This is a genomic window from Leclercia tamurae, from assembly GCF_025566055.1.
GTDB lineage: Bacteria > Pseudomonadota > Gammaproteobacteria > Enterobacterales > Enterobacteriaceae > Enterobacter > Enterobacter tamurae.
Genome location: NZ_JAMHKS010000078.1, coordinates 405,280 through 430,268 on the forward strand (window position 1 = coordinate 405,280; position 24,989 = coordinate 430,268).

Sequence of the window (24,989 nt, forward strand, 5' to 3'; positions counted from 1 at the left end):
CGAGTCCCTTAGCGATGGCCGTACACGCGCGGACGCGTGTAGTAGTCGATTAACGGTACGGTGATGTTCGCCAGCAGCACGGCAAATGCCACGCCATCCGGGTAGCCGCCAAAGCTGCGGATCAGCCATACCAGCAGACCGGCCAGCGCACCGAAAATCAGGCGCCCCCGGTTGGTGGTGGAGGCCGTCACCGGATCGGTCAGAATAAAGAACGCCCCCAGCATAGTCGCGCCGGAAAGCAGATGAATTTGCGGCGACGCCAGCGATTCCGGCGAGAATGCCCAGCCCAGCCCGGAACAGACTGCGAGGGCCAGCAGGAAGCTCACCGGGATATGCCAGCGGATCGTTTTCTGCCACAGCAGGAACAGCCCCCCGGCCAGATACGCCAGGTTAACCCACTGCCAGCCCGCGCCGGCCAGCACGCCGCTGTAAATCGGGTAATTAAGGATCTGCTCCACGCTGTGACCGGCGTGCAGGGAGGTTTTAAAGGTATCGAGCGGGGTCGCCTGGCTGACACCGTCCACGCCCATTCGTAGGGTGTTCATATCCGCACCGCTGGCGGTATGGCCGGAGAAGATTACCTGCAGGGCATCCATAAAGCCCGGCACCGTTGCGGCGATGTCGTGCGGCGGCAGCCAGCTGGTCATCTGTACCGGGAAGGAGATCAGCAGCACCACGTAGCCAATCATCGCCGGGTTAAAGGGGTTATGGCCCAGACCGCCGTACAGCTGTTTGGCGATGATCACCGCGAAGACGGTCCCCAGCACCACCATCCACCAGGGGGCGAACGGCGGAATACTGATCGCCAGCAGCAGGCCGGTGAGCAGGGCAGAGTTATCCGCCAGGATCTTGCTCACCGCCATCTTACGCAGTTTGAGGACCAGGGCTTCCGCCGCCAGCGCGCTCACACAGCCGAGAACGATCTGCAGCAGCGTACCCCAGCCAAAGAACCAGACCTGAACGGCGATGCCCGGCAACGCGGCCAGACAGACCAGCATCATAATGCGCGATGTCTGGCGCTGGTTGTGGGTATAAGGGGAGCTTGCGATTCTGAAAACCATTTAATCCTCGTTGACTGCCTTCTGTGCGGCTTTCTTCGCCTGAACGCGCGCGATAGCAGCAGCGACTGCCGCCTTGCGCGGATCGTCATTGGCCGCAGGTTCTTCTTCTTGTTGTGCCGCTTTACGTGCTTTCGCACGGGCAATGGCGGCTTCGACCGCGGCTTTACGCGGATCGACAGGTGTTGGTTCTGCCTTCGTCTCGTCCGTCTGCGCCGCTTTGCGGGCTTTCGCACGGGCAATCGCCGCTTCGACGGCCGCTTTACGTGGGTCCACCGGCGTCGGCGCTAACTGAATCTCGTCCGGCTGGGCCGCTTTACGGGCTTTCGCCCGGGCGATAGCGGCCTCGACCGCGGCTTTACGCGGATCGGCTTCTGGCTGCGCGGCGGTGGTCTGGGCTTTCTCGGCCTGACGCGCGCGGGCCTCGGCTTTACGTGCTTCGCGGGCAGCGATGACCTCGCTGTTGTCCGGACGAACCCCGGCCGGGATCACTACATCCTGGGCGGCGGTGGCGTTCTTCTCGCGCACGCGGGCCAGGGCGGCAGCGATCGCATCCTGATCTTTGGCCGCAGGCTGAACCGCGGCTTTCTTATGGCGCTCTTCGCGGGCGGCTTTTTCACGCTCCAGACGCTGCTGGCGGGCTTCAAAGCGCGCTTTGGCCTCGGCAGCGCGTTTCTCTTCCTGGGCGATGGCGTAAATTTCGGCCTTCTCGACGCGGAAGTATTGCACCAGCGGGATATTGCTCGGGCAGACCCAGGCGCAGGCGCCGCACTCAATGCAGTCGGCCAGGTTATGGGCTTTCGCTTTGTCGTGGATCTGTCCTTTGCTGAACCAGTACAACTGCTGGGGCAGCAGATCCGCCGGACAGGCATCGGCGCAGGCGCTGCAGCGAATGCAGCCTTTCTCTTCCTGCTCTTCGCCCATCTCGCTGGCGGACGGAGCCAGCAGGCAGTTAGTGATTTTTACCACCGGAACGTCCAGCCACGGCAGGGTAAAGCCCATCAGCGGCCCGCCCATGATCACCATCTGCTCGGCGCTCGGGCAGAATCCGGCCTGGTCCAGCAGATGACGAACCGGCGTGCCCAGGCGCGCCCAGACGTTGCCAGGGCGGCTGACGGCTTCCCCGGTCAGGGTGACGACGCGTTCGGTCAGCGGCTCGCCGTCAATAACGGCGCGTTTCACCGCATAGGCGGTGCCGACGTTCTGCATCAACACGCCGATATCCGAGGAGCGTCCGCCGTGCGGAACCTGCTTGCCGGTTAAAATCTGGGTCAGCTGTTTGGCGCCACCGGAGGGGTATTTGGTCGGGACCACCCGCAGGCTGATATCGTGGTTGCCCGCCAGCACCGCACGCAGCATGGAGATCGCCTGCGGCTTGTTGTCTTCAATGCCGATCAGCACTTCCTTCGGCTGCAGAACATGGGCCAGGATACGAATACCCTCGACGATCTGCGCGGCGCAGTCCTGCATCAGACGATCGTCGGCGGTGATGTACGGCTCACACTCGGCGGCGTTAATAATCAGGGTCTGGATCTTATCGCCACCGCCCTGCAGCTTGTTGCCGGTCGGGAAGCCCGCGCCGCCCAGCCCCGCGACACCAGACTGGTGGATGCGGGTAATCAGCTCTTCCCGGCTGCGGCTGCGGAAATCGCTCCAGCCGTCGCGTTCGATCCAGCGGTCTTCGCCATCGGCGTCAATCACCACGCACAGCTCGGAAAGGGCAGAAGGGTGGGCCACCGTGTGCGGAGCAATCGCCGCGACGGTGCCGGAGGTTGGGGCATGCACCGGCAGCATACGCCCGCGACCAAAGGTCAGCGGCTGGCCGCGTAATACCCGATCACCGACCTTAACGCACAGCTCGCCCTCAGCACCGATGTGCTGCTTGAGCGGGATAACAAAACGGTTCGCCAGTGGGATCTGGCGCAGCGGCGTGCCGCTGGACTGGGTTTTCATCTCCGGCGGATGAATACCACCGTCGAAATCCCAGATCTTCTCTTTTCTGAAGGCAGAAAATAACTTAAGCATGTTGTTCCACAGGAATATTGCGCACTGGAATGGTCTGAAGATCCCACTTCCAGCTGTCGGTCGTCGTCGCTACCGGGCGTAACTCAATGCACTGCGTCGGGCAGGGGGCAACGCAGAGGTTGCAGCCGGTACAGAGATCCTCAATCACGGTGTGCATGGCGCGCGTCGCGCCGACAATGGCATCCACCGGACAGGCCTGAATACATTTGGTACAGCCGATGCAGTTGGGTTCATCGATCACCGCCAGCATGCGAACCGGCTCCTGCGCGCTCTCATCGCCATCGACCGGTTGGGGGTCAACGTTCAGCAGCGCGGCAATTTTCAGCATTACCGCTTCGCCACCGGGGGCACAGCGGTTAATTTTCTCCCCGCCGTTGCCCACCGCCTCGGCGTAGGGGCGACAGCCAGGAAAGCCGCACTGCCCGCACTGGCTTTGCGGCAGCAGCTCATCAATTTTTTCAACGATCGGATCGTCCTCAACCGCGAAGCGGCGTGAGGCGTAACCGAGTATGATGCCAAAAAGCAGCCCCAGTACGCTGATGGCTGCGATGGCGATCCAGATTGCATTCATTACAACTTCACCAGACCACTAAAGCCCATAAAGGCCAGAGACATAAGACCGGCGGTAACCAGCGCGATGGCGTTACCGCGAAACGGTGCCGGGATATCGGCGGCGACAAGGCGTTCGCGGATCGCCGCAAACAACACCATCACCAGCGAGAAGCCGACCGCAGCCGAAAAGCCGTACAGCGCCGACTGCAGGAAATTGTGCCCAAGGTTAATGTTGAGCAGCGCCACGCCAAGCACCGCACAGTTGGTGGTGATCAGCGGCAGGAAGATGCCGAGCAGGCGGTATAACGCCGGGCTGGTTTTACGCACCACCATTTCGGTGAACTGCACCACCACCGCGATAACCAGAATAAAGGCCAGCGTGCGCAGATAGATCAGGCCGAGGGGGATCAGGATCCAGGTGTCAATCAACCAGGCGCTGATCGAGGCAAGGGTCATCACGAAGGTGGTCGCCAGCCCCATCCCCATCGCTGTTTCCAGCTTTTTGGACACGCCCATAAACGGGCACAGGCCGAGGAACTTCACGAGGACGAAGTTGTTTACCAGCACCGTGCCGACAAAGAGCAGTAAGTAATCGGTCATTATTCAGCCTGAAATAAAAAAGCCGCCTATTATCGGACAAACCACCGCAGGCGACAACAGGTTAACTGTAAGGTTATTACGGGTTCACAAAGGTGTTCTTCACGCGTGCCGAACGCTTAAAGTAGGGCACAAACAGCGCGGTCACCAGCAGAGGGAAGAGTAACTGACGCACCGCCAGCGCATCGGAGACGGGCGAGAACGCAAAGGCTTTCACGGCCAGTAATACGGAGACCAGCAGCCAGATAATATAGTGTTTAGGCACGCTGCGACGGCGTTTGAAAAACGCAATGGTCAGCCAGAGCGTGTAGTACCACATCGCAATCGCGAAGGCGAAAGAAATAAACCACATGACAATATTAACGGTATTTTGCGCGCCCAGCGTTTTTAACGCGTGCGGCGTAATTAATGCCGTGGTGTACAGGACCAACGCCAGCGAGGCGCTTAATAAAGCTACCAGCAGCCAGGCAAGCGGAGCCAGTAACCAGCCGCCAATTCTTTCTCCAGCCATTGTGGTCATGTTCTCTCCCAATTGAGTAACAGCGCAAACTGCAAATTTGCAGGGGCGAGAGTATATAACATTTCCGGGGAATGACTACCCTCTTAGAGCACGTAACGCCACACGGACTTAGGCACTTCGCCAATGTTGAACAAACGTCCGCCAGAGACCAGCTCAGCGCGGCGATGATCTGCGGCACGGTACATGCTGATAATCTCCTGGTTATCGCTCAGGCTGTAGTTCAGATGATCAAACAATTTTTCCAGACTTTCGAGGGAATTAATTTTGCGAAATTTTAATAAATAGTCCTGAACAGTCATATTAATAATTTTCCATATAAGAGGAGTGATACCAAAGGAGTAATTCGAGCGAATAATAAACGGTTCAAAAAAGACGTAAACAGTTGCCAAAGCGCATCGGCAAAAATAAGAATTTTCTTTACTGGTGTAATCAGGCGTCGGTCGACGCCTGGCGATGAAGATTAACGCTGTTCATGACGGCTGGCAATACGCAACTGACATCATATGTCACTATTTTTGAGTAGTGCATGCGGCTTAGCGTGAGTGACGCTGTTGACCGGCTCCGGCGGCTGATAGTTGTCAATATGGCTGGCGACGCCCAGCAATATCACTGACACCCCCAACACAATCCAACCGGCTAACTCAATAATTCGATTAATAATTGTCGTCATGATTCGTTATTTTGTTTTATCCATAAATACAGATAAAGAATTTTACAGCGCGCAATGCTGTCGGGCAAGCGCTTTGCAGTGATGTTTTGCGATTGTATTCAGCGAGTTATAATTGTTAATCAGAAATTACTGATTGCATGTGTCGCCGTAAGGCGCGAAACCCCGGATTAATCTATTGTGACCAGATAAGAGATGGTGTGAAATATGGGTGTCAAAAGATGAGAGGCGACTTCATGAACGATAAAATCCGTGTTGGATTAATAGGTTATGGTTATGCGAGTAAAACGTTTCATGCCCCGCTGATTGACGGCACCCCGGGGATGGAGCTGGCGGCGATTTCCAGCAGCGATGCAACAAAAGTGCATGCCGACTGGCCGACGGTTCCGGTGGTTTCCGAGCCGAAGCATCTGTTTAACGATCCTGATATCGATTTGATTGTTATCCCGACCCCGAATGACACCCACTTCCCGCTGGCCAAAGCGGCGCTGGAGGCGGGCAAACATGTAGTGGTGGATAAACCTTTTACCGTGACACTGTCACAGGCCCGGGAGCTGGACGCGCTGGCAAAAAGCCTTGGCAAACTGCTTTCCGTCTTCCATAACCGCCGTTGGGACAGCGACTTCCTGACCGTGAAGGCGTTGATTGCCGACGGTTCCCTTGGGGAAGTGGCTTTCTTTGAATCCCACTTCGATCGCTTCCGTCCCCAGGTGCGTAACCGCTGGCGTGAGCAGGCGGGCCCGGGCAGCGGCATCTGGTACGATCTGGCCCCGCATCTGCTTGACCAGGCCGTTAACCTGTTCGGTCTGCCGGTGAGCCTCAACGTCGATCTGGCCCAGCTGCGCCCAGGCGCACAGGCAACCGACTACTTCCACGCCGTCCTGAGCTATCCGCAGCGTCGCGTGGTGCTGCATGGCACCCTGATGGCGGCGGCGGAATCGGCTCGCTATATCGTGCACGGCAGCCGCGGCAGCTACGTGAAGTTTGGTCTCGACCCGCAGGAAGATCGTCTCAAGAACGGCGAGCGTCTGCCGCAGGAAGACTGGGGCTACGACATGCGTGACGGCGTGCTGACCCGCGTTGAAGGGGAAGAGCGTGTGGAAGAGACCTGGCTGACGCTGCCGGGTAACTATCCGGCCTATTATGCTGGTATTCGCGATGCGCTGAACGGTGACGGGGAAAACCCGGTCCCGGCCAGCCAGGCGATTCAGATTATGGAACTGATCGAGCTGGGAATAGAGTCCGCGAAGCATCGCGCCACCTTGTGTCTCGCTTAAAAAAATAAAGCCCCGCATCAGCGGGGCTTTTTCTTATCCGCGAGCGACCTTATCGCGCAACGCCTGCTTCTCGGCAGGGGTCAGGAAGGCCATCTCCAGACCGTTGATCTGCGCCTGACGGATCTGTGCCTGACTGAGCCCAGCCAGCGAGGCGGCAACCGTATACTCGTGAATAATATCCACCCCCTGAACCGCCGGATCGTCGGTGTTCAGCGAGGCCATCACCCCGTGCTCGAGGAAGGTTTTCAGGGGATGCTGCGCCAGCGTCGCCACGGTGCTGGTCTGAATGTTTGAGGTCAGACAGGATTCAATCCCGATACGCTGTTCCGCCAGGAAGTCCATCAGGGCCGGGTCTTCGACCGCCTTCACCCCATGACCAATACGTTCGGCACCCAGCTCGCGGATGGCCTGCCAGATGCTCTCCGGACCCGCCGCTTCACCGGCATGAACGGTGATGTGCCAGCCTGCATCGCGGGCGCGGTTGAAGTGGGAGAGGAACAGACTGCCCGGGAAGCCCAGCTCGTCGCCCGCCAGATCCACGGCGGTGATCTGGTCCCGGTGGGCCAGCAGAGCCTCAAGCTCCTGCAGGCAGGCCTCTTCCCCGAAGGTGCGGCTCATGATGCCAATCAGGCGCGCTTCCACATTGAAGGTCTTGCAGCCTTCGCGCACGCCAGCAATCACAGCCTCTACTACACCTGCGACTGGCAGCTGGTGGGTCATCGCCATGTAGCCCGGGGAGAAGCGCAGCTCGACGTAGTGCAGACCGTTGCGCGCGGCATCTTCAATATTTTCGAAGGCGACGCGACGGCAGGCATCCAGCGAGGCCAGCACTTTTACCCCCCAGTCGAGTTTGCTCAGAAAGCTGACCAGATCCGGCTCGTTCTCCGTGACCTGCACGTGTGGGATCAATGTCTCAAGGCTTTGTGCGGGCAGGGTTAAATTATACTGACGACCAAGGTCAAGGATGGTCTGGGCGCGGATGTTGCCATCAAGGTGGCGATGAACGTCAGTTAGCGGGAGGGTGGTATCAATCATGGTCGCACTCTTTATTAGTAGAAGTGCGGGCCATTATACTACAGTTAATTAACCTATTAAAAATGCTGAGAAATTCAGATACCTGCAGAATGAAAGGGGCATATAGGGGGCAATCAGCCTAATTTGCTGTTTAAAAGCTCCACCTGATCCCGGTCTTTATCACACATCCATTTCGAGTAAACTTTATACACCATACTGGCGTCTGCGTGTCCCATCTGACTGGCGATGAAAGAAGGGATCGCACCCGCAGACAACAACCAGCACGCGTAAGTATGGCGAGACTGATAAGGAACGCGGCTGCGTATGCTCGCTTTTTTCAAGCCCTGTTTCCAGCTGTAGCCCAGAGCGTTTTTTGAATAATAGGGATTTGGGACGGCAAATTTAATCACCGGACGAAACACAAACCGTACATGCTGCCGTTCAGTACTTGCATAAGCACGATGATGAAAAGTGATTTCTGTCGCCTGGTCAGCACCCGTCAGATCAAACTGATCTCTTAACGCTTCGAGGGCAGGCTCAAGTAAGGTAATCGTACGTTCACCAGCAGACGTTTTGGGTGGCCCGAACTGATCGTAGTTGTTCAGATTCCGACTGACGTGGATTTTTCCACTAATCAGATCCACATCATCCCATCCGAGCGCGCAAAGCTCTCCATGACGAAGACCAGCGTAAAATGCCACTTTCCATAAGTTAACGACTGAAGCCGGTAACACCAAAATGAATCGCTCGTATTCTTCCATCGTAAATGGATCGGGTGCTTTTCTTGGCCGCTTCAAAGACGGAATGTCTTCAAAAGGGCTGTTGGAAATAATCTGGCTACGTTTGGCAAATTTCAGCATGGCGCACAAGGTGCGTATTTGCTCGTTTACCGTCGCTGGAGCGCGGCCCGTTTTATTCAGGTGTGGCACGGCCTCATTGCGCACATCCCCCAGCAACAACTCCTTCCGGTATCTCAGAATGTCGATCTGTTGAATATCGGTAATCAGAGTTTCGCTACCAACGATCCGCAGCAGTATCTTGATTATGGACTGCATGTTTCGCGCCGATGCGTAGCTCATCTCCAGCTCTTTGGTTCCGCAGTATTCGTCACAGAGCTCCTGGAAGGTATTGATCCTTAGCGTGGTAGAAAATTTTTTAGCCGCCTTAGACACAGGAAATTGCAGGCCATAATCAAACACCCCCATCTGAATATCACTGGTGATCTTCGCCCTGAGCTGACCTGCTTTTTTAAGGTTGGCGTTTGTCACCAGCCAACCTTTAAGAGTTTCCCGGCAACGAACCCCTCTATAAATGAACCATATCCGAATCTTGCCATTGTGAATTTCAACACCCGTTGGCGCCACGTCACTGCTCCTGAACGAAACTGTTTATCTTTGGGAAGTTGTACCAAAGTGTCGCCCGGGGAGAGCTGTTGTCTCCTTCAGTCTGGGTGACACGCTTAAAATGGATACCTTCAATCCAGCGATGAGCGCGATAGCAAGTTACCTGCCGCTTTGAGAGCCCCGTTCTCTCGCACAGCTTCGCTTCCACCACCCACTCTTCGTTAAAAATCACCTGTGCCATATTCACCTCAGGTACAGGGACAGGTTCTGCTGATCCTCAGCGGTGGAAGGACTCAGTTCGCTAAGCTCAGAGGTAAGGCTTTAATCACGGATGATGGCGAGGCAATCGAGGGGGCAGCGGCGGAAGAAGTTGACGTAATGGTCAGGGTGACGTTCTTCATCAACAGTGCAGATGATGATAGTGATAAGTGCCCGGTCTAAGAAGCGGTGCGTAGTTAGGGAGGCTCAGATGATCCTCCCTAATGAGTTTTTATGTCCGCTATGAGCGAGAGGTGGACGTACAGAACGAATTTCATTACATATGAATTAAACATTTCTTCCCTGGGAACGTCGATTGTCGTTTGGGATAGCCAGGCTTTAACCTGCTGGTAATCGTCAGTTCAGCCAAAAGAAAGAGTGTTCCGACAATGTATCCTGCACCTTTTTTACCATAATGATGCAGGCCTTCACCAAGTCACATCCTCAGGTGCCATTTCTGCATAAAGACTAAAACTGGCCATTCAAACAATCATCATTGTGGAATCAAAGTTAAACCCATATTAGTTTCATGGCATTCCATTTTTATCATGTCCTACGCGTTTTCCTCTCCTTTGTGTCTTTTTTATATGTCAATTTTGATTATGATGGCTTAACACTGAAGTATCCATCAGTAACCCTTCTGAAGAAGGTGAGGCATATTTCCGTGGATAAATCAATCAAATAACACTTTCTAAAGGAAAACGAATGAAACGTCCAAATTGGTTCCAGGTATCTGCAGAAGGCTCAAAGGCACTGGGAACTCTGCATCATTTCGCCACAACAGGAACAAATCTCCCGGAAGAGTTAATACATTTGGTTTTTTTAAGAGTATCTCAGATTAATGGCTGCGCGCATTGTATTGATATTCACACCCGCGATCTTATAAAGTGTGGCATGTCGGTAGAGAAAATAGTTCTGATTCCCGTATGGGAGGAGGCTACATATTTATTCTCGGATCTGGAGCAAGCGGCACTGGCATGGGCTGAAGAAGTTACCCGAGTAAGTGAGACACATGCTTCGGATGAAGCGTATTCTGCAGCGCTTTCAGTATTTGGTGAAAAAGATTTGGTCGATTTGACCATCGTTATTGCAACAATGAATGCACTTAATCGTATGGGCGTCAGCTTTCGAATGAAGCCGCTGGCCAAGGCATAAATTACCATTCGTTTTCTTCTCTCGATTGGTTACTCATTTCCCCCAAAGTAAAAACCGCCGAAAGGCGGTTTTTACTTTTTTAACAGCTAATGATGAATATAATCGATCTTAATATTCTTTTAAGAATGTATAATATTAGGTTAAAAATACACTATGAATACTATTTGTGTGCGATTATTACAACATATGTAAGCTTATAAACAAAAAATAAAGCCGCCAACAAGAAGTGTTGTTGACGGATATTTATTAATGTAATTCAGCACGATCCAGACCGTAAGCGCTATCCATCGATCCTGGTGCCATCTGTGATAAAATCTGGAGACGATTCCAGGCGTTGATTACAGCAATGGTGAATGTTAACTCTGATACTTCCACTTCAGAGAAATGTTCGCGCAATTCGCTGTAAAGCGCTTCGCTTACACCATTATCACCAATGCGTGTCAACGCTTCAGTCAGTGCCAGAGCAGCTTTCTCTTTGGCGCTGAACAATGGCGATTCCCGCCAGATTGCAACGTGATAAAGACGCAGTTCACGCTCCCCATGCATTTTTGCTTCTTTAACATGCATATCCAGACAAAACGCACAATGATTCAGCTGTGAGGCACGGATATCCACTAAGTGCTTAAGTTTTTTATCCAGTGAGATTTTTCCTAATGCCATAGAAGCATCGGCAAGTGTTTTAGCCAGTGCAGGAATGGTTTTAAAATGATTCACACGTGACGACATATTGTAATCCTCTTTTTAAAATAAACGATCAATGGTTTGCAGTGCATGAGGTAACGCTGTAGTACGAGCGACGGGGTCATGCGTGCCGTCTACCCGAATAAATTGCACGTCGGTAATGCCAATATATTCAAGCGCTACGCGAATGTAGGGCGTGAACTGGTCATCTGCTACAAATGGACCGTGGGCAAATACGCTGCCGCTGGCGACAACGCAATACACTTTTTTGCCGCTGACTAGTCCTATTTTTTTGCCCTCTGGCGTAAAGGCGAAAGTTCGTCCGGCGCGGGTTATATGATCGAACCAAGCCTTCAGCACCGAAGGCAGGCCGAGGTTCCACATCGGTGATGAGATAACCAGTGTGTCACAATCAAAAAGCTGATCTACCAGTTGTTCCGAAGTCTTAATAGCGGTGAGCTGAGCTTCACTGCGTAGGTCTGGTGGGGTAAAAAAACCAGCAATGGTAAATGCATCAAGATGTGGTAGCGGTCGTTGAGCCAGGTCCAGAACTGATTCTTCAAGCTCGGCATGATGCGCACGTAATTTTTCTACCAGGCGTTCAGAAGCCGCACGGGATGCCGATCCTGATAAATCCGGACTGACTTTAATGTGAAGTAGTTTCATCATTTTTTCCTCAGGTGAGATCGCGATAAAAGTGCAGGCCGAGGGCGGTGTATCCGACACGCTGATAAAATGTCTGGGCTCCTGAATTACTAATGGCGGTATCAAGGACCATCTGACCACAACCGTATTCACGTGCGATTACCGCTAAGTGATTCAACAGCGTTGTACCCATCCCCTGACCGCGAGCCTCGCTCACTGTTACCAGATCGTCGACGTAACAGAATTGCCCGTGAATAAAATTTTCGAGCAGTCGATAACCGGCCAGCGCTATTGGTTTGCCATCTTGCTCCAGTCCTGCAAGCCGATAGCCTTGCGCCTGCTGGCGCTGTACCTGGGCGATAAATTGTTTCTCATTCGTCAGTTTGCTGCGTAGTTCCCGCATCAGCGCAAAGCAATGAGCAAGGTCAGTAGCGGTGTCGTAATGTTCAATCTTCATGACGCCTCATATTGAGTGGCTTAGTTAATAGCCATATCTTAATCTTGTATGTCTGGTTAAAAAGGGCCATTATTGGAATTAATTAGTAGGACATCTAAAGGTGCATTTAATGGGGTACAAAGAGATTTATGCCCGCTATCGTCAGCAGATTCAGGACGGTCTTCTGAAACCGGGAGCGCGCGTTCCCTCGATTCGTTCGCTAGCAAGCGAGTTGCAGGTAGCGCGAAAAACGGTAGAAACTGCGTATGAAATTCTTATTGGAGAAGGCTATTTCGTGAGTCTGGGGGCAAAGGGGACCTATATAAATCCGGAGCTCAGGCTAACTTCAACGGTCAGCGCAGACAACGCTGTATCGTCTTGTTCACTTAAAACACAGATTACTGAAAGGAAGGGTGATCTGAGGCTCGGAATCCCTGCCCTGGATGAATTTCCCCATAAAAAATGGTTACTAATATCGGGAAAAGCGGCGCGAAGTCTTCGTCCAGAAGAAATGCTCATGCCCCCGGTAATGGGCTTTCAGCCGCTACGTGAGGCCATTTCAAGTTATCTCAATATTTCAAGAGGACTGAATTGCCGACCGGAGCAAATCTTTGTGACCAGTGGCTATCGGGCCAACTTACGGTTAATTCTGTCGGTACTTGCACAGCCTGACGATAAAGTGCTGTTTGAAGATCCTGGCTACTTTTATGGTCAGCAATTATTGAAGCGAATGGCATCCAATCTGCACTATATACCTGTTGATCGGCAGGGCATGGATGTTGATTTTCTTCAGCGCTATCACAATGATGCACGCTTCGCTATCGTTACGCCCACTCATCAAAGTCCGCTCGCAGTTAGCCTTTCATTACCGCGTAAGCATCAGCTGCTGGCCTGGGCACAGCAAAACAGTAGCTGGATAATCGAAGATGATTACGACGGAGAGTTTCATTACACACGAAAAGTAATCCCGGCGTTGAAAAGCCTCGATATGCATGACCGGGTTATTTATACCGGTACGTTTAGTAAAACGATAATGCCAGCTATGCGTATCGGCTATATGGTAATACCACAGGAGACGGTAGCCCGTTTCAGTGAACTGGGCGAAATCCTTGAAACGGGCCTGCCATTACTACCGCAAAAAATCCTTGCACAATTCCTTAGTGAAGGACACTTCTATCGGCATATAAAAAAGATGCGCTTACTCTACCAGCAGCGGCGTCGCATGATGCTTGAAGCAATTGAAACGACCTTTCCAGGGTTATTTGAATTTGAGCTTACAGATGGCGGGATGCATATTGTTGCCTTCCAGCAACGTGGCATTGAAGATACTGCATTAGCTGCCTTATGGACACAGCACGAGCTTTACGTCCGGCCACTCTCGAGCTGGTATGCGCAGACACAAAAACGTTATGGATTAGTCATTGGATACACCAATATTCGTTCAACCGAAGAGGCGAAGAAAATTTTGCAGCGGGTTAAGGAAAAAACACTGGCGCTTATGCAGCATTAAGTATTTTGATAGCTAGGCGTGAAGAATAACCTATTGTTTACCAGTATTGTTGCCCGAAAAAAAATTTAGTCGATCACTCTCTGTAAATGAGGGTCGACTAAATATAATCGTGATGGTACATGCGTTAGTAACATGAAGTTAGCCTGGTGTCAGTGCCCTTTATTTCCTACAGGAAATTATGTATAGATAACGGGAACACCGTTTATAAGCCAGGCATTCAAAAATAAAGCGGTTTTTTGAGTATATATGGAATATTAGCGGACCTCAATTTCAGGAACGGCTGACATCCCGACGCGCAATAATTTTGCAGCGGGTTGATTACCATCCAGCACTATTTTCACCGGTAAACGCTGGACGACTTTAGTAAAGTTACCCGTTGCATTGTCTGGCTGGATGGCTGAAAACGTTGCGCCGGTTGCAGGAGCGATACTATCGACATGTCCAGTAAACTTTTTGCCAGGCATGGCATCAATTTTAATTAAGACCTTCTGCCCCTGCTGAACATTTGCCAGCTGTGTTTCAAGATAATTGGCAGTGATGTAAGTTTGATGTAGCGGAACCACGGCCAGCAGACGTGTCCCTGCGTTAACGTAGGCACCGAGGCGCACCGAACGCTGGCCTACCATCCCATCGACTGGTGCAACAATACGCGTATAAGAAAGATTAAGCCTCGCCTGACTGACTTTCGCCTGCGCGACTGCAACATCGGCTTCCGCCTGACGTAATGCAGCCCTCAACACGCCTACCTGTTTTTCTGCTGAGGTCAGAGCAGCTTCGTTCTGACGAACGACTGCGGATGCAGAACGCTGCGTTGAATGGGCTTTTTGTTGATCGTCCGCAGCGACGGTACCTCTTTGATAAAGCTTGTTAAAACGTTCAGCGTTCTGACTGGCGTACTGCGCCGACGCCTGACTGGCTAAAAGGGTCGCTTTTGTCTGGGCAATAATGGATTGTTGCTGCTCCAGTTGTGCAAGGCTACTCAGGTGTTTTGCTTCACTAAGCTGCAAATTAGCTTGCGCCATTTCAAGCGCTATTTTGTAGTCACGGTCATCCAGCATGGCCAGTGTTTGCCCTGCTTTAACGCGTTGGTTATCTGCCACATAGATATTTTTGATATAACCCGAGACTTTTGGTGCTACCAGTGTGTAATCCGCATTTACATAGGCATCATTGGTACGGGTATCATTTTTCAGCATTGTCGACCAGACGAAAAATATCATCGTCAACATCAGGATTAATAATCCGCTGAGTAGAATCGTTCTTCTGGATACAGTAAATTTCATTTAACCACCTCTATTTTGTCATGGCAGGTTGAAAGCGTGTCTGGGGCGGCCAGACACGTTTTGGTAGCCAGACGGTGAGCAATAACAGAAGGACGGCAAAGCCAGTCATCAGCAGATAGCTGTCGCCCAGACTCAGAACAATTGCCTGATGTTTTAATAAGGTGATAAATCCCGCGATGTTCTCGGTGTTGCTGATGCTGCCGTCGTGTAATAAAGGGATGTTACTGCTGGCCTGCTCACTGATCGGTGTCGATATCAACCATGGGCGGTTGGCTACGTTATTGACCAGAACATTAGAATGAAATTGTTCTCTGTGGTTTATAAACCATTCCACTAAAACGCCAGCAGCGATGCTTGAAAAACCCCGTACGGTATTGAACATAGCAGAGGCATAATGTCCTTCCGGGGGAGCCACAACGCTGGTTGCGCTCATAAGCAACGGTAAAATAATTGACGGTAATCCAATCGCCTGCAGAACCTGTATGGCCCAGAAATTCTGGCGTGCCCAGTCGCTGGTTATCTGCATACCCATCAGGCTGGCGAAAATCATCAGAGCAATCCCGAAAGCTATCAGCCAGCGACAATCAACCCAGCGCAGACTAAGCAGTGCGGCAACAAGTGGGGTGATAATTAACTGAGGGAGCCCAATGGTCAAAGCCAGCGGCGCAAATTGCGCTGTTCGAAAGCCCTCTACTTTGCCAAAGAAATTGGACGGCAAAGCCGAGCCAGCCAGCGCCATTACCAATACTACAGCGAGCGCCATCAGGCCATATGAAAAGTTACTTCTCTCCAGCATCTGTAATTTGAACAAAGGAAGGGGATGAAACCATTCATTAATCAGAAAAATCACCAGGCAGACGATGGCGGTGGATAACAGTCCATTAAATAACGGCGATTCAAACCAGTCCAGACGTCCACCCTGAGTGATGGCGATTATTAAAAACGCCATACCAGAACAGCCGGTAAGCATACCGAACAGGTCGATCTGTTTGAATCGGTCGAGGTGAATCGGGTCCTGCGGCAAACCCCAGCCAATAAATAGCATCGAAATCAAAATGGCGGGGACCACTTGCCAGAACATGAACATCCAGCTCACATCATCTGTCCAGAATGCGGCCAGTGAAGGGGCCACATTTGGACCAAAAGTCGCAGTCAGAGCATAAGCTCCAAGTCCATAAAGTTTTAACGATGGTGGCAGAAAACGTAGCGCCACTGTCATGAGTAACGGAGGGAGTGCGCCGCTAAACAGGCCCTGTATCGTTCGCAAGAGAATAAACAACGGCGCATTCGGCAGTAAGGGTAAAAGTATGCCGCAAACCATAAAACCGCCAGCGCAAGCAAGCGCGAATTTACGCAGCGAAAAAGTCACAGCAAACCATGGTGCGATCATCATCGCCACTACTTCCGCGGCCTGGTAGGCAGATGTGAACCAAATGGCTTGATCATAAGTCACGCCAATTCCGGCACGCACATCCGCAAGCGCTATATCTATAACCCGACCATTAAGTCCGGAGGTCAAGGCTGCAATCAGTACACCCACAAACCCCATTGCAAGGCGCCAGGTAAAGGGGGGCGAGGGTTGGGTAGAACGCTGTGCATTCATACAAAGTTCTCGTGCATTAAATCGATACGATGTACCGCATTATGGTACATTGTGGCATCTTACATTGTGGTAGCGTCCATTGCAATGTGATAATTAATAGATGGACTGAGGTAACAGGCTGTCAGTCACCGGAAAATAAGGAGCTCTATATGGTCGTAAACGCTTCAAGCTTTGAGGATGAAAAACCCGCTGGGATTCAGGTTATTGCGCGTGCAGCTGCAATTTTGAATGTGCTGGGTAAACACCCAGGCGGCATGAGTCTGGGGGAAATTGCGCAGGAGGTTGCTCTCCCTCGTTCAACGGTGCAGCGTATTGTCGCGGCCTTAGACAGTGCTCAACTTGTGCGTAGCAGCGGTGCAGGTGGTCTTCGTCTGGGACCAGCACTACTCAAACTTATTTCCAGTGTGCACAGCGATGTAGTGGATCTTGTACGTCCCTTCCTGGAGCAGCTTTCGGCCAATATTAATGAAACAGTGACCCTGGCACGTGCCAGTGGTACCCAGCTGGCAATCGTCCATTACGTTGTAGCATCACGTGAATTACGTGTTGTACCTCGTATTGGACTTAATTTGCCGCTCTACAGTACTTCCGGCGGTCGTGTGTTATTGGCTATGGAAAGTGATGAAGATGTCCGCATACTGGTAGGCGATGCCTATCAAGATTTAACCGGAATGACAGTTAAAACTCTTCCACAGCTTCTGGAGCTGATCGCTGATGTTCGTGCCAATGGGCTGGCTATAGATCTGGGTGAAACTCTTGAGGGCGTCTGCACGATAGCAGTAGCGTTAGACACACTTTTTGGTCGTTTTTCTATCTCATTATTAGTTCCAGCGGCACGTTTCCATAAACATGAAACCTTTTATCGGAAAGAACTCATGCAATGCAAGGAGGCGATAGTTAATGAAATTGGAAGAACAATTTCGGTAGGAGAATAACTAACAACAGGAATTAGTGTTCTCAACGAAATTTGTTAGGCAGCTTGCACAGCCCGGCTCGGCCCGACCTGCCCCAATATTAGATACAACGATCAGTTAGTAATGGACTTGACCAGCTTCCCGTTGATCAACACTAAGTACTGTTAGCTATTTCCGCTTTTGGCACATAGCTGCCTTTGATGTAATAAGCGGCGCATGCCTTTTAATCTTACAAACGGATCGATAGCGATATTGCCAGGGCGGACGGAGGGGTTACGTGGCTAGTGTGATATCTGGAAGGAGCTACGCAAAACGGGGAAGGCGTGGGGGCACGCTGGGGGCAGAAGACATGACAGGGACACAAAAAGGGGCAGAGAAATGTCAGTTAATGCGAGATAATGTTAGTGCTGTGGGTTATGCAAGTTTTTGAATAAAAGGATAAACCTTGATTATCAACGACGTTGAACGCATTAACTGTAATGTGCGGCTCATTATAAAAACAAAACGGAGTAAAAAGCTATTTGCGCAATGGATAATTCCGTTGCGCAAATAAATTACCGCAGGGCGGTGATCCCAGCAATCAGGCGCTTAACGCCTTCTTCCAGCTTGCTGCGCGGGCAACCGGCATTAAGACGGATAAAGCCGTTCCCCTCGTCGCCGTAGTTATATCCCGGCATGATCGCCACCTTTTGCTGCTCGATCAGCACCTTTTGCAGCGCCTTATCGTCAATGTTGAGCGGGCGAAGATCGACCCACGCCAGATAGGTCGCCTCCGGCGGCTGCCAGTTTAAGGTCGGGAAAGCGGCATTTAATGTGTCGGCCACATACTGCAAATTCGCCTCCAGATAGCCGCGCAGCGCATCCAGCCAGGCCTCACCCTGCTGATACGCGGCGATATGCGCCACTAATGCCAGCACCGACGGCGAGGAGAGCCCGTCGCGTCCCTTCAGCGCCTGAAGATATGCCGTGCGGCTCGTTTCATCCCCGATCAGGCCATACGCGCCGGTGAGGGCCGGAATATTGAAGCTCTTGGAGCCGGAGGTCAGCAGCGCCCATTTACTCTGCGCCACATCGCACCACGGCGTATGTTTATGCTTGCCCCACACCATGTCCATATGAATTTCATCGCTGATCACCGCCACGCCGTGGCGGGCGCAGAGTTCAGCCATGGTCGTTAACTCGTCCCGGGTCCAGACCTTGCCGGTCGGGTTGTGCGGGCTACAGAGCAGCAGAATGGTGTTCTGTGGCCGGGACAGCACTGCTTCCAGTTCGGCCATATCGCACTGCCAGCCTTCCGCTGCGTTGTGCAGACCGACAGACACTACCTGACGCTCATTGCCCGTAATGGCATTGTAAAACGCGTCGTAGGCCGGGGTGTGGATCACCACGCCATCGCCGGAATTCGACCACTGGCGGATCAGCTCAGAGACCATATAAATCACCGAGGGACCATACACCAGGGCGCTGGTATCAATCTCGCTGTGAAAGCGCTGGCGGAACCAGTGGGCCACCGCGGCGAGGAATTCGTCGTTCTTCCAGCGGCTGTAACCAAACACCCCGTGGCCAATGCGGGTTTGCAGGGCGTCGATAATGCAGGGGGCGGTGGCAAAATCCATATCCGAGATGGTAAAAGGCAGCAGATCCGCGGCGCCGAAGCGGTCGGCAATATAGTCCCACTGGGTGCACCAGGTGCCGTGACGATCCACGACGGTAGAGAAATCAAACATGACGTTGGTCCTTAAAATAAAACCCCCTCATGGCGAGGGGGCTGAGGCATCAGGCTTCTACTGTTCGCATCAGGGTTGCCAGCTCGTCTTTCACTGACTGCACCTGCGGGCCGATGACCACCTGCAAATTATGCTGATTCAACTGTACCACGCCGATGGCGCGGTTGGCCTTTAGGGCGTTGGTATCCACTTTGGACATATCCGCCACCGACAGGCGCAGGCGGGTGATGCAGTTATCCAGCGAGGTAATGTTATCCGTACCGCCCAGCGCCGCCAGAATGGCAGGGGTGTTATAGCCGGATTTACCCACCGTGCCCGCCACCGCCTGTTCAACGCTGGTGGCCGTATCGGTATCGCGACCCGGCGTTTTCAGGTTAAAGCGGGTGATGGCGAAGCGGAAGATCCCGTAGTACACCGCGAACCAGATCGCCGCCACCACCGGGACCAGATACCACTTGGTCGACAGGCCGTGCAGGATCCCGAACACCACAAAGTCGATCACGTTGCCGTCGGTGTTACCGATGGTCACGCCCAGCACCGCCATGGTGGTAAAGCCCAGACCGGTCAGTACGGCGTGAATGAGGTACAGCACCGGAGCGACGAACAGGAACAGGAACTCGATCGGTTCAGTGGTGCCGCCCACTACGCAGGCAATCACGCCGGAGATCAGCAGGCCTTTAATCTTATGACGGTTTTCCGGACGGGCGCAGTGGTACATCGCCAGCGCGGCACCCGGCAGGCCGCCGAGGAAGGCCGGCATTTTACCCTGAGACAGGAAGCGGGTGGCGCTCTCGGAGAAGCCGTGGGTGGTCGGGCAGCTCAGCTGCGCCTGGAAAATGGTCAGCGCGCCGCTGACATCGTGACCGCAGACCTCCATGGTGCCGCCTGCTTCCGTGAAGCGGATCAACGCCACGAGGATATGCTGGAGGCCAAACGGCAGCAGCAGGCGTTCGCCGGTACCGAAGATCATCGGGCCAAAATCACCGGCACTGTTAATGATACGGCCAATCCCGGTAATGCCCATGGCAAAGACCGGCCAGACCAGCGGAATGATCAGACCAAACAGCCCCATCACGACCAGAGTGATAATCGGCACAAAACGGGTACCCCCGAAGAAGGCCAGCGCGTCCGGCAGGCGGATATTGTGGAAACGCTCGTGCAGCATCCAGATGATCACCCCGGCGATCACCGCCCCGAGGATCCCGGTATCAATAGACTGAATCCCGATCACGCTCTGAATGTTGTTGGCCTTCAGCACCGCCGCGTCGGTGGTCGGCAGGATGCCTTTCGCAGTCAGCCAGAAGTTAACCGCCAGGTTCATCACCGCGTAGCCAACGAAACCCGCAAACGCCGCCACGCCTTTGTTTTCGCGGGCCAGCCCCAGCGGGATAGCGATACAGAACATCACCGGCAGGAAGCTAAAGGCAAAGGAGCCGACCTTGCTCATCCAGATAAAGATCGCCTGCAGCACAGGGTTGCCGAGGAACGGGATCAGCGTAACGACATCGTGGCTGCTGAGCGAGCTGCCGATCCCCAGCATGATCCCGCAGAAGGAGAGCAGAGCCACGGGCAGCATAAAGGTTTTACCCAGTTGCTGGAAAAATTCCCATAGCGAGATTTTTTGTGCTGCTTTCGCCGTCATAAAACGACTCCTTTATTGTTAAAATAGATTTACCTGCCTCAGTGTTGCGAGAAGATAAAACGTTTTATCAAAGTTTAGTGCGCGCTAAATCACATTCTCAGGCTTTGGCAGAGAGTATAAAGATAACGTATTGATAAAACGTTTTACCGATCTCATTATCAGGGAGTCACGCCACCACATGGCTGTAGCGAAAAAGATCACCATCAATGATGTCGCCCTGGCGGCGGGCGTTTCCGTTAGCACCGTTTCTCTGGTGCTGAGCGGGAAAGGGCGGATCTCCTCCGCGACGGGACAGCGCGTCAACGATGCGGTTGAACAGCTGGGATTTGTGCGCAATCGCCAGGCCGCGGCGCTGCGCGGTGGGCAGAGCGGGGTGATTGGCCTGATCGTCCGCGACCTGACCTCGCCGTTCTATGCCGAACTGACGGTGGGCCTGACCGAAGCGCTGGAAGCCCAGGGGCGGATGGTCTTTTTGCTCCACGGCGGGCGTGAGGCCGATCAGCTGCTTCAGCGCCTCGATATGCTCCTGACCCAGGGAGTGGACGGGGTGATCGTTGCTGGTGCCTCCGGGGCGAGCAATGAACTGTGCGAGCGGGCGGCGGAGAAGGGCGTGCCGCTGGTGTTTGCCTCCCGCGCCAGCTATCTGGACGAAGCCGACACCCTGCGTCCGGACAACATGCAGGCAGCACAAATGCTGACCGAACATCTTATTCGTCGCGGCCATCAGCGGATTGCCTGGCTGGGTGGCCAAAGCTCGTCGCTGACCCGCGCCGAACGGGTGGGCGGCTACTGCTCGACGCTGATCAAATACGGCCTGCCGTTCCACAGCGAGTGGGTAGTGGAGTGTGGTTCCAGCCAGAAGCAGGCGGCAGAGGCGATCGGCACGTTACTGCGCGCCAGCCCCACCATTAGCGCCGTGATTTGCTACAACGACGTCATCGCCATGGGAGCCTGGTTTGGCCTGATCCGCGCCGGACGCCAGAGCGGGGATGGCGGGGTTGAAACCTTCTTTGGCCATCAGGTGGCGCTGGGTGCCTTTGCGGATGTATCAGAAAACGCGCTGGACGATCTGCCTATCGTCTGGGCGACGACTCCGGCGCGGGAGATGGGCTATACCCTGGCGGACCGTATGATGCAGCGAATTGAGAAATCCGACGTGCCGGCCGGGCACCAGATTGTATCGGCCCGGCTGGTTACGGTGAAGTAGCCTCAGGGTTATGGCGTGAGCGGGTTCAACACCAGCCGCGCCTCGAGTGCCTCGACAAACTTGCGCACTTTCGCAGGGATCAGCCGCGACGTGGGGTAAACGGCCCAGACGGCCAGCGCTTCCGGCTCGGCATCCTGCAGAACGATCCGCTCCAACTGGCCTTGCGCCAGCGCGGGCGCAACGTACCAGCGGGATAAGTTAGCGATCCCCATTCCCCCTACGCAGGCTTCAAAGATCGCCTCAATCGAGTTCGCCGAAAACCGCCCCGACACTTTTTGCCTGTTCCGCTGCCCGGCCTGGTCGAATGACCAGTGGGTCGTGTCAGAGGTGGTTAAGCAGCTGTGCGCCGTCAGATCGCTGAGCGTTTGCGGATAGCCGTTCGCCGCCAGATATTCGGCACTGGCGCACAGGTCGCGGGGATTGTCATACAGCCGATGGGCAACCAGCCGGTTGTCCCGCAGCGGGGCGATGCGCAACGCCACGTCGATCCCTTTCCCGACAATATCCACCTGCTCGTCAGTAGCGAGCAGATCGACCTGCAGGGCCGGATGCTGACGCATAAAGTCGGGCAGCATCGGGGCGATGATTTTGCGGCCAAACGCCGCCGAGGCGGTGATACGCAGCCGCCCGGAAAGGTGGGCGCCATCGGGAAACAGGTCGGCCAGGGCATTGGTTTTATCTTCCAGCAGCGCCTGGGCGTGGGGTAAAAAGACCTCGCCATCGCTGGTCGGCGACAGGGATCGCGTGGTGCGATGTACCAGTCGGACCCCCAGCTCGGCTTCCAGGTTATTGAGGCAGCGCGACGCCGCCATAGCGCTCATCGACAGTCGACGCGCGGCACCCGCCAGGCTGCCCGCTTTTATCGCTTCAACGAAGACTTCCACATCGTCCAGTCGCATTATCCCGTATCCCGTTATACTGGCCTATCAAATTACACATCTACACTAATTATCGTTATAGCGCCATAGTCTCTCCACATCCTGATAAACAGTGAATTCGGAGTGACAATGAAAAAGATGACAGCGGTTCTGGCCCTCAGCAGCCTGTTCCTGATGGGCTCTGCATGGGCAGATGCGCCCGCTCAGGTGCGTCAGCAGGTTCCGGGGTATTACCGCCTGGCGGTGGGGCAAAACGAGGTGACGGCGCTTTTCGATGGTTATAACGATCTGTCGCCATCGCTGTTGAAAGGACTGGCGGACGACAAAATTCGCGATCTGCTGGCGCAACATAAGATCGATGCCGAACGCATGCCCACCTCCTTTAACGCCTTTCTGGTAAATACCGGGAAACATCTGGTGATGATTGACAGCGGGGCGGGCCACTGCGTGCCGCAAACCGCCGGGCAACTAATCCCTAATATGGAGGCCTCCGGATATCGTCCTGAGCAGGTGGATACCATCTTCCTGACCCACCTCCATCTGGACCACGTCTGCGGCCTGAGCGATGCCTCGGGTAAGGCGCTGTTCCCCAATGCCACCGTTTATGTGCCGCAGGGTGAAGCCGATTACTGGCTGGATCCGGCGAAAGAGGCCAGCGCGCCCGCCAATGCGAAGGAGTATTTCGCCATCGCGCAGCATGCCCTGGCAGCCTATAAAGCGACCGGACATCTGAAAACCTTCGTTCCGCCAGCCTCACCCATTCCGGAAGTTCAGACCGCCTACGCAGTTGGCCATACCCCTGGCAGCACGGTGTATCGCTTTGCCTCTGAAGGGAAGGCTATCAACTTTATCGGGGATCTGATCCACGCCCCGGCCGTGCAGTTCCCGCACCCGGAAGTGTCAATTCGCTTTGATGTGGATGCAAAAAAAGCCACCGCCTCCCGGGGGCAGGAGTTCAACGCCCTGGCGAAAGACGGCGAGTGGATGGCGGCGGCACACCTGGCCTTCCCGGGCATCGGACATATCACCACCAGTGCGCAGGGATACAGCTGGAACCCGGCCATTTACGGCCCGTATCAACGTGCGGCTGATGTGCCCCTGCTGAAATAAGACGAGGAGAACATCATGAAAAGTTACACCGTAACGGCTAATGGCATTCGTCAGTTCGTGGTAGAAGAGGGAGAAGGCGCCCCGGTGATCCTGCTCCACGGTTTTCCGGAAACCAACTACGCCTGGCGCTATCAAATTCCCGTCCTGGCAAAACACTACCGGGTCATTGCCCCGGATTTGCGCGGCTACGGAGAGACCGACAAACCCGCCTCCGGCTACGATAAACGCAACATGGCGCGGGATATCCGAGAGCTGATGCGCGCCCTGGGTCTGGAGAAAGTGGTGCTGGTGGGGCACGACCGCGGCGCGCGCGTCGCGACACGCTTTGCGAAAGATTACCCTGAGCTGGTGGACCGTCTGGTGGTGATGGATAACGTGCCGACGCGTATCGTGGCGCGGGATCTCAACGCCTCTATCGCCCGCGCTTACTGGTTCTTCCTGTTCCATCTGGTGCCCGATCTGCCGGAAGCCCTGATTGCCGGCCGGGAGCATATCTGGTTACGCCATTTCTTCTCGGACTGGACCTACGATCCCGCCACCATCAATGGTGAGGCATTTGATACCTACGTGCGGGCGTATCAGGCGCCCGGTGCCGTGCGCGGAGCGATGGCGGACTATCGTGCCAACGCTGAGGATGTGGCGCAGGATCTGGCCGATGCGGAGGTGAAAATTGCCTGCCCGGTGATGTCGCTGTGGGGCAATGATTTTCACGCCGTGGGGAAACTGTTCGATATGCAGAGCGTCTGGGCGGAGGTGGCGGACGATCTCAGGGCGTATGGCATTGAAGAGTGCTGCCATCTGCCGCAGGAGGAACAGCCTGAGAAGGTGAATGCCCTGCTGATGGACTTCCTCACCGGCTGGAAAGGCTGACCGGCAATAAAAAACCC

The 24,989-nt window shown here is 54.0% G+C and carries 25 protein-coding genes and 1 pseudogene; 8 read left to right on the forward strand and 18 right to left on the reverse strand.

Features of this window, described 5'->3' with window-relative positions; translation table 11 throughout:
* Positions 1–8: 8 nt before the first annotated feature.
* The 7 genes from rsxD to blr form a co-directional block, all read right to left on the reverse strand.
* On the reverse strand, positions 9–1,061 hold the full coding sequence (gene rsxD, locus M8318_RS21890) for an electron transport complex subunit RsxD (protein WP_262664484.1): 1,053 nt from the start codon (positions 1,059–1,061) through the stop codon (positions 9–11).
* Positions 1,062–3,083 (reverse strand): electron transport complex subunit RsxC, encoded by a 2,022-nt coding sequence (gene rsxC / locus M8318_RS21895; protein WP_262664485.1) that lies wholly within the window; start codon positions 3,081–3,083, stop codon positions 1,062–1,064.
* The gene (rsxB, locus tag M8318_RS21900; protein WP_106993719.1) at positions 3,076–3,654 is read right to left on the reverse strand and encodes an electron transport complex subunit RsxB; all 579 of its coding nucleotides are present in this window, start codon (positions 3,652–3,654) and stop codon (positions 3,076–3,078) included. The genes rsxC and rsxB overlap by 8 nt, the downstream gene beginning before the upstream one ends.
* A complete protein-coding gene (gene rsxA / locus M8318_RS21905; protein ID WP_106993720.1) occupies positions 3,654–4,235 on the reverse strand; it encodes an electron transport complex subunit RsxA in 582 nt (193 codons plus the stop codon). Before rsxA ends, rsxB begins: the two co-directional genes overlap by 1 nt.
* A 76-nt stretch (positions 4,236–4,311) precedes the next feature.
* Positions 4,312–4,752, reverse strand: coding sequence for a DUF2569 domain-containing protein (locus M8318_RS21910; protein ID WP_262664487.1), 441 nt, complete (start codon positions 4,750–4,752; stop codon positions 4,312–4,314).
* Between the two features lie 83 nt (positions 4,753–4,835).
* Positions 4,836–5,051 (reverse strand): transcription modulator YdgT, encoded by a 216-nt coding sequence (ydgT, locus tag M8318_RS21915; protein ID WP_032617854.1) that lies wholly within the window; start codon positions 5,049–5,051, stop codon positions 4,836–4,838.
* Between the two features lie 200 nt (positions 5,052–5,251).
* Positions 5,252–5,410 (reverse strand): division septum protein Blr, encoded by a 159-nt coding sequence (gene blr, locus M8318_RS21920; protein WP_181247264.1) that lies wholly within the window; start codon positions 5,408–5,410, stop codon positions 5,252–5,254.
* Positions 5,411–5,655: 245 nt separating this feature from the next.
* On the opposite strand from blr, the gene M8318_RS21925 reads away from it, so the two are divergent.
* On the forward strand, positions 5,656–6,696 hold the full coding sequence (locus M8318_RS21925) for an oxidoreductase (protein ID WP_262664489.1): 1,041 nt from the start codon (positions 5,656–5,658) through the stop codon (positions 6,694–6,696).
* Between the two features lie 33 nt (positions 6,697–6,729).
* Here M8318_RS21925 and add read toward each other — a convergent pair whose 3' ends face one another.
* From add to xisR, 3 genes are all read right to left on the reverse strand, one after another.
* Positions 6,730–7,731 carry an adenosine deaminase gene (add, locus tag M8318_RS21930; RefSeq protein ID WP_262664491.1) on the reverse strand — a complete coding sequence of 334 codons (1,002 nt, stop codon included), beginning with the start codon at positions 7,729–7,731 and terminating at the stop codon, positions 6,730–6,732.
* A gap of 113 nt (positions 7,732–7,844) precedes the next feature.
* On the reverse strand, positions 7,845–9,074 hold the full coding sequence (locus M8318_RS21935) for a tyrosine-type recombinase/integrase (RefSeq protein ID WP_262664493.1): 1,230 nt from the start codon (positions 9,072–9,074) through the stop codon (positions 7,845–7,847).
* Between the two features lies 1 nt (position 9,075).
* Positions 9,076–9,294 carry an excisionase family protein gene (gene xisR, locus M8318_RS21940; protein WP_106993726.1) on the reverse strand — a complete coding sequence of 73 codons (219 nt, stop codon included), beginning with the start codon at positions 9,292–9,294 and terminating at the stop codon, positions 9,076–9,078.
* Positions 9,295–9,308: 14 nt separating this feature from the next.
* On the opposite strand from xisR, the pseudogene M8318_RS22685 reads away from it, so the two are divergent.
* A pseudogene (locus tag M8318_RS22685) lies at positions 9,309–9,494 on the forward strand (hypothetical protein); the annotation flags it as partial.
* Positions 9,495–10,016: 522 nt separating this feature from the next.
* Positions 10,017–10,466: a carboxymuconolactone decarboxylase family protein gene (locus tag M8318_RS21945; RefSeq protein WP_144839618.1), complete on the forward strand. Its 450-nt coding sequence runs from the start codon at positions 10,017–10,019 to the stop codon at positions 10,464–10,466.
* A gap of 246 nt (positions 10,467–10,712) precedes the next feature.
* On the opposite strand, the gene M8318_RS21950 is transcribed toward M8318_RS21945, so the two are convergent.
* The 3 genes from M8318_RS21950 to M8318_RS21960 are packed head-to-tail and all read right to left on the reverse strand — an operon-like array spanning position 10,713 to position 12,249.
* Positions 10,713–11,192, reverse strand: coding sequence for a carboxymuconolactone decarboxylase family protein (locus M8318_RS21950; protein WP_059308010.1), 480 nt, complete (start codon positions 11,190–11,192; stop codon positions 10,713–10,715).
* Positions 11,193–11,207: 15 nt separating this feature from the next.
* Positions 11,208–11,813, reverse strand: coding sequence for an FMN-dependent NADH-azoreductase (locus M8318_RS21955; RefSeq protein ID WP_144839696.1), 606 nt, complete (start codon positions 11,811–11,813; stop codon positions 11,208–11,210).
* A gap of 10 nt (positions 11,814–11,823) precedes the next feature.
* Complete coding sequence (locus M8318_RS21960; RefSeq protein ID WP_262664497.1) at positions 11,824–12,249, reverse strand: GNAT family N-acetyltransferase; 426 nt, start codon at positions 12,247–12,249, stop codon at positions 11,824–11,826.
* Positions 12,250–12,358: 109 nt separating this feature from the next.
* On the opposite strand from M8318_RS21960, the gene pdxR reads away from it, so the two are divergent.
* Complete coding sequence (pdxR, locus tag M8318_RS21965) at positions 12,359–13,738, forward strand: MocR-like pyridoxine biosynthesis transcription factor PdxR (protein ID WP_262664500.1); 1,380 nt, start codon at positions 12,359–12,361, stop codon at positions 13,736–13,738.
* Positions 13,739–13,992: 254 nt separating this feature from the next.
* Here pdxR and M8318_RS21970 read toward each other — a convergent pair whose 3' ends face one another.
* Both M8318_RS21970 and M8318_RS21975 read right to left on the reverse strand, forming a co-directional pair.
* Complete coding sequence (locus M8318_RS21970; protein ID WP_262664502.1) at positions 13,993–15,021, reverse strand: HlyD family secretion protein; 1,029 nt, start codon at positions 15,019–15,021, stop codon at positions 13,993–13,995.
* A gap of 10 nt (positions 15,022–15,031) precedes the next feature.
* The gene (locus M8318_RS21975; protein ID WP_262664504.1) at positions 15,032–16,624 is read right to left on the reverse strand and encodes an MFS transporter; all 1,593 of its coding nucleotides are present in this window, start codon (positions 16,622–16,624) and stop codon (positions 15,032–15,034) included.
* Positions 16,625–16,773: 149 nt separating this feature from the next.
* On the opposite strand from M8318_RS21975, the gene M8318_RS21980 reads away from it, so the two are divergent.
* Entirely contained in the window at positions 16,774–17,559 is a 786-nt protein-coding gene (locus M8318_RS21980; RefSeq protein WP_144839628.1) for an IclR family transcriptional regulator, read from the forward strand.
* A gap of 533 nt (positions 17,560–18,092) precedes the next feature.
* Here the strand turns inward: M8318_RS21980 and M8318_RS21985 are convergent.
* The gene (locus tag M8318_RS21985; protein WP_262664507.1) at positions 18,093–19,265 is read right to left on the reverse strand and encodes a MalY/PatB family protein; all 1,173 of its coding nucleotides are present in this window, start codon (positions 19,263–19,265) and stop codon (positions 18,093–18,095) included.
* 49 nt (positions 19,266–19,314) lie between these two features.
* Positions 19,315–20,907: a maltose/glucose-specific PTS transporter subunit IIBC gene (gene malX / locus M8318_RS21990; protein WP_262664509.1), complete on the reverse strand. Its 1,593-nt coding sequence runs from the start codon at positions 20,905–20,907 to the stop codon at positions 19,315–19,317.
* 178 nt (positions 20,908–21,085) lie between these two features.
* On the opposite strand from malX, the gene M8318_RS21995 reads away from it, so the two are divergent.
* Positions 21,086–22,114, forward strand: coding sequence for a Mal regulon transcriptional regulator MalI (locus M8318_RS21995; protein ID WP_262664511.1), 1,029 nt, complete (start codon positions 21,086–21,088; stop codon positions 22,112–22,114).
* A gap of 8 nt (positions 22,115–22,122) precedes the next feature.
* Here the strand turns inward: M8318_RS21995 and M8318_RS22000 are convergent, their stop codons facing one another.
* On the reverse strand, positions 22,123–23,013 hold the full coding sequence (locus tag M8318_RS22000) for a LysR family transcriptional regulator (RefSeq protein ID WP_262664513.1): 891 nt from the start codon (positions 23,011–23,013) through the stop codon (positions 22,123–22,125).
* Positions 23,014–23,121: 108 nt separating this feature from the next.
* On the opposite strand from M8318_RS22000, the gene M8318_RS22005 reads away from it, so the two are divergent.
* Complete coding sequence (locus tag M8318_RS22005) at positions 23,122–24,102, forward strand: MBL fold metallo-hydrolase (RefSeq protein WP_262664515.1); 981 nt, start codon at positions 23,122–23,124, stop codon at positions 24,100–24,102.
* Between the two features lie 15 nt (positions 24,103–24,117).
* Positions 24,118–24,972 (forward strand): alpha/beta fold hydrolase, encoded by an 855-nt coding sequence (locus tag M8318_RS22010; protein ID WP_262664517.1) that lies wholly within the window; start codon positions 24,118–24,120, stop codon positions 24,970–24,972.
* The last annotated feature ends 17 nt before the right edge of the window (positions 24,973–24,989 follow it).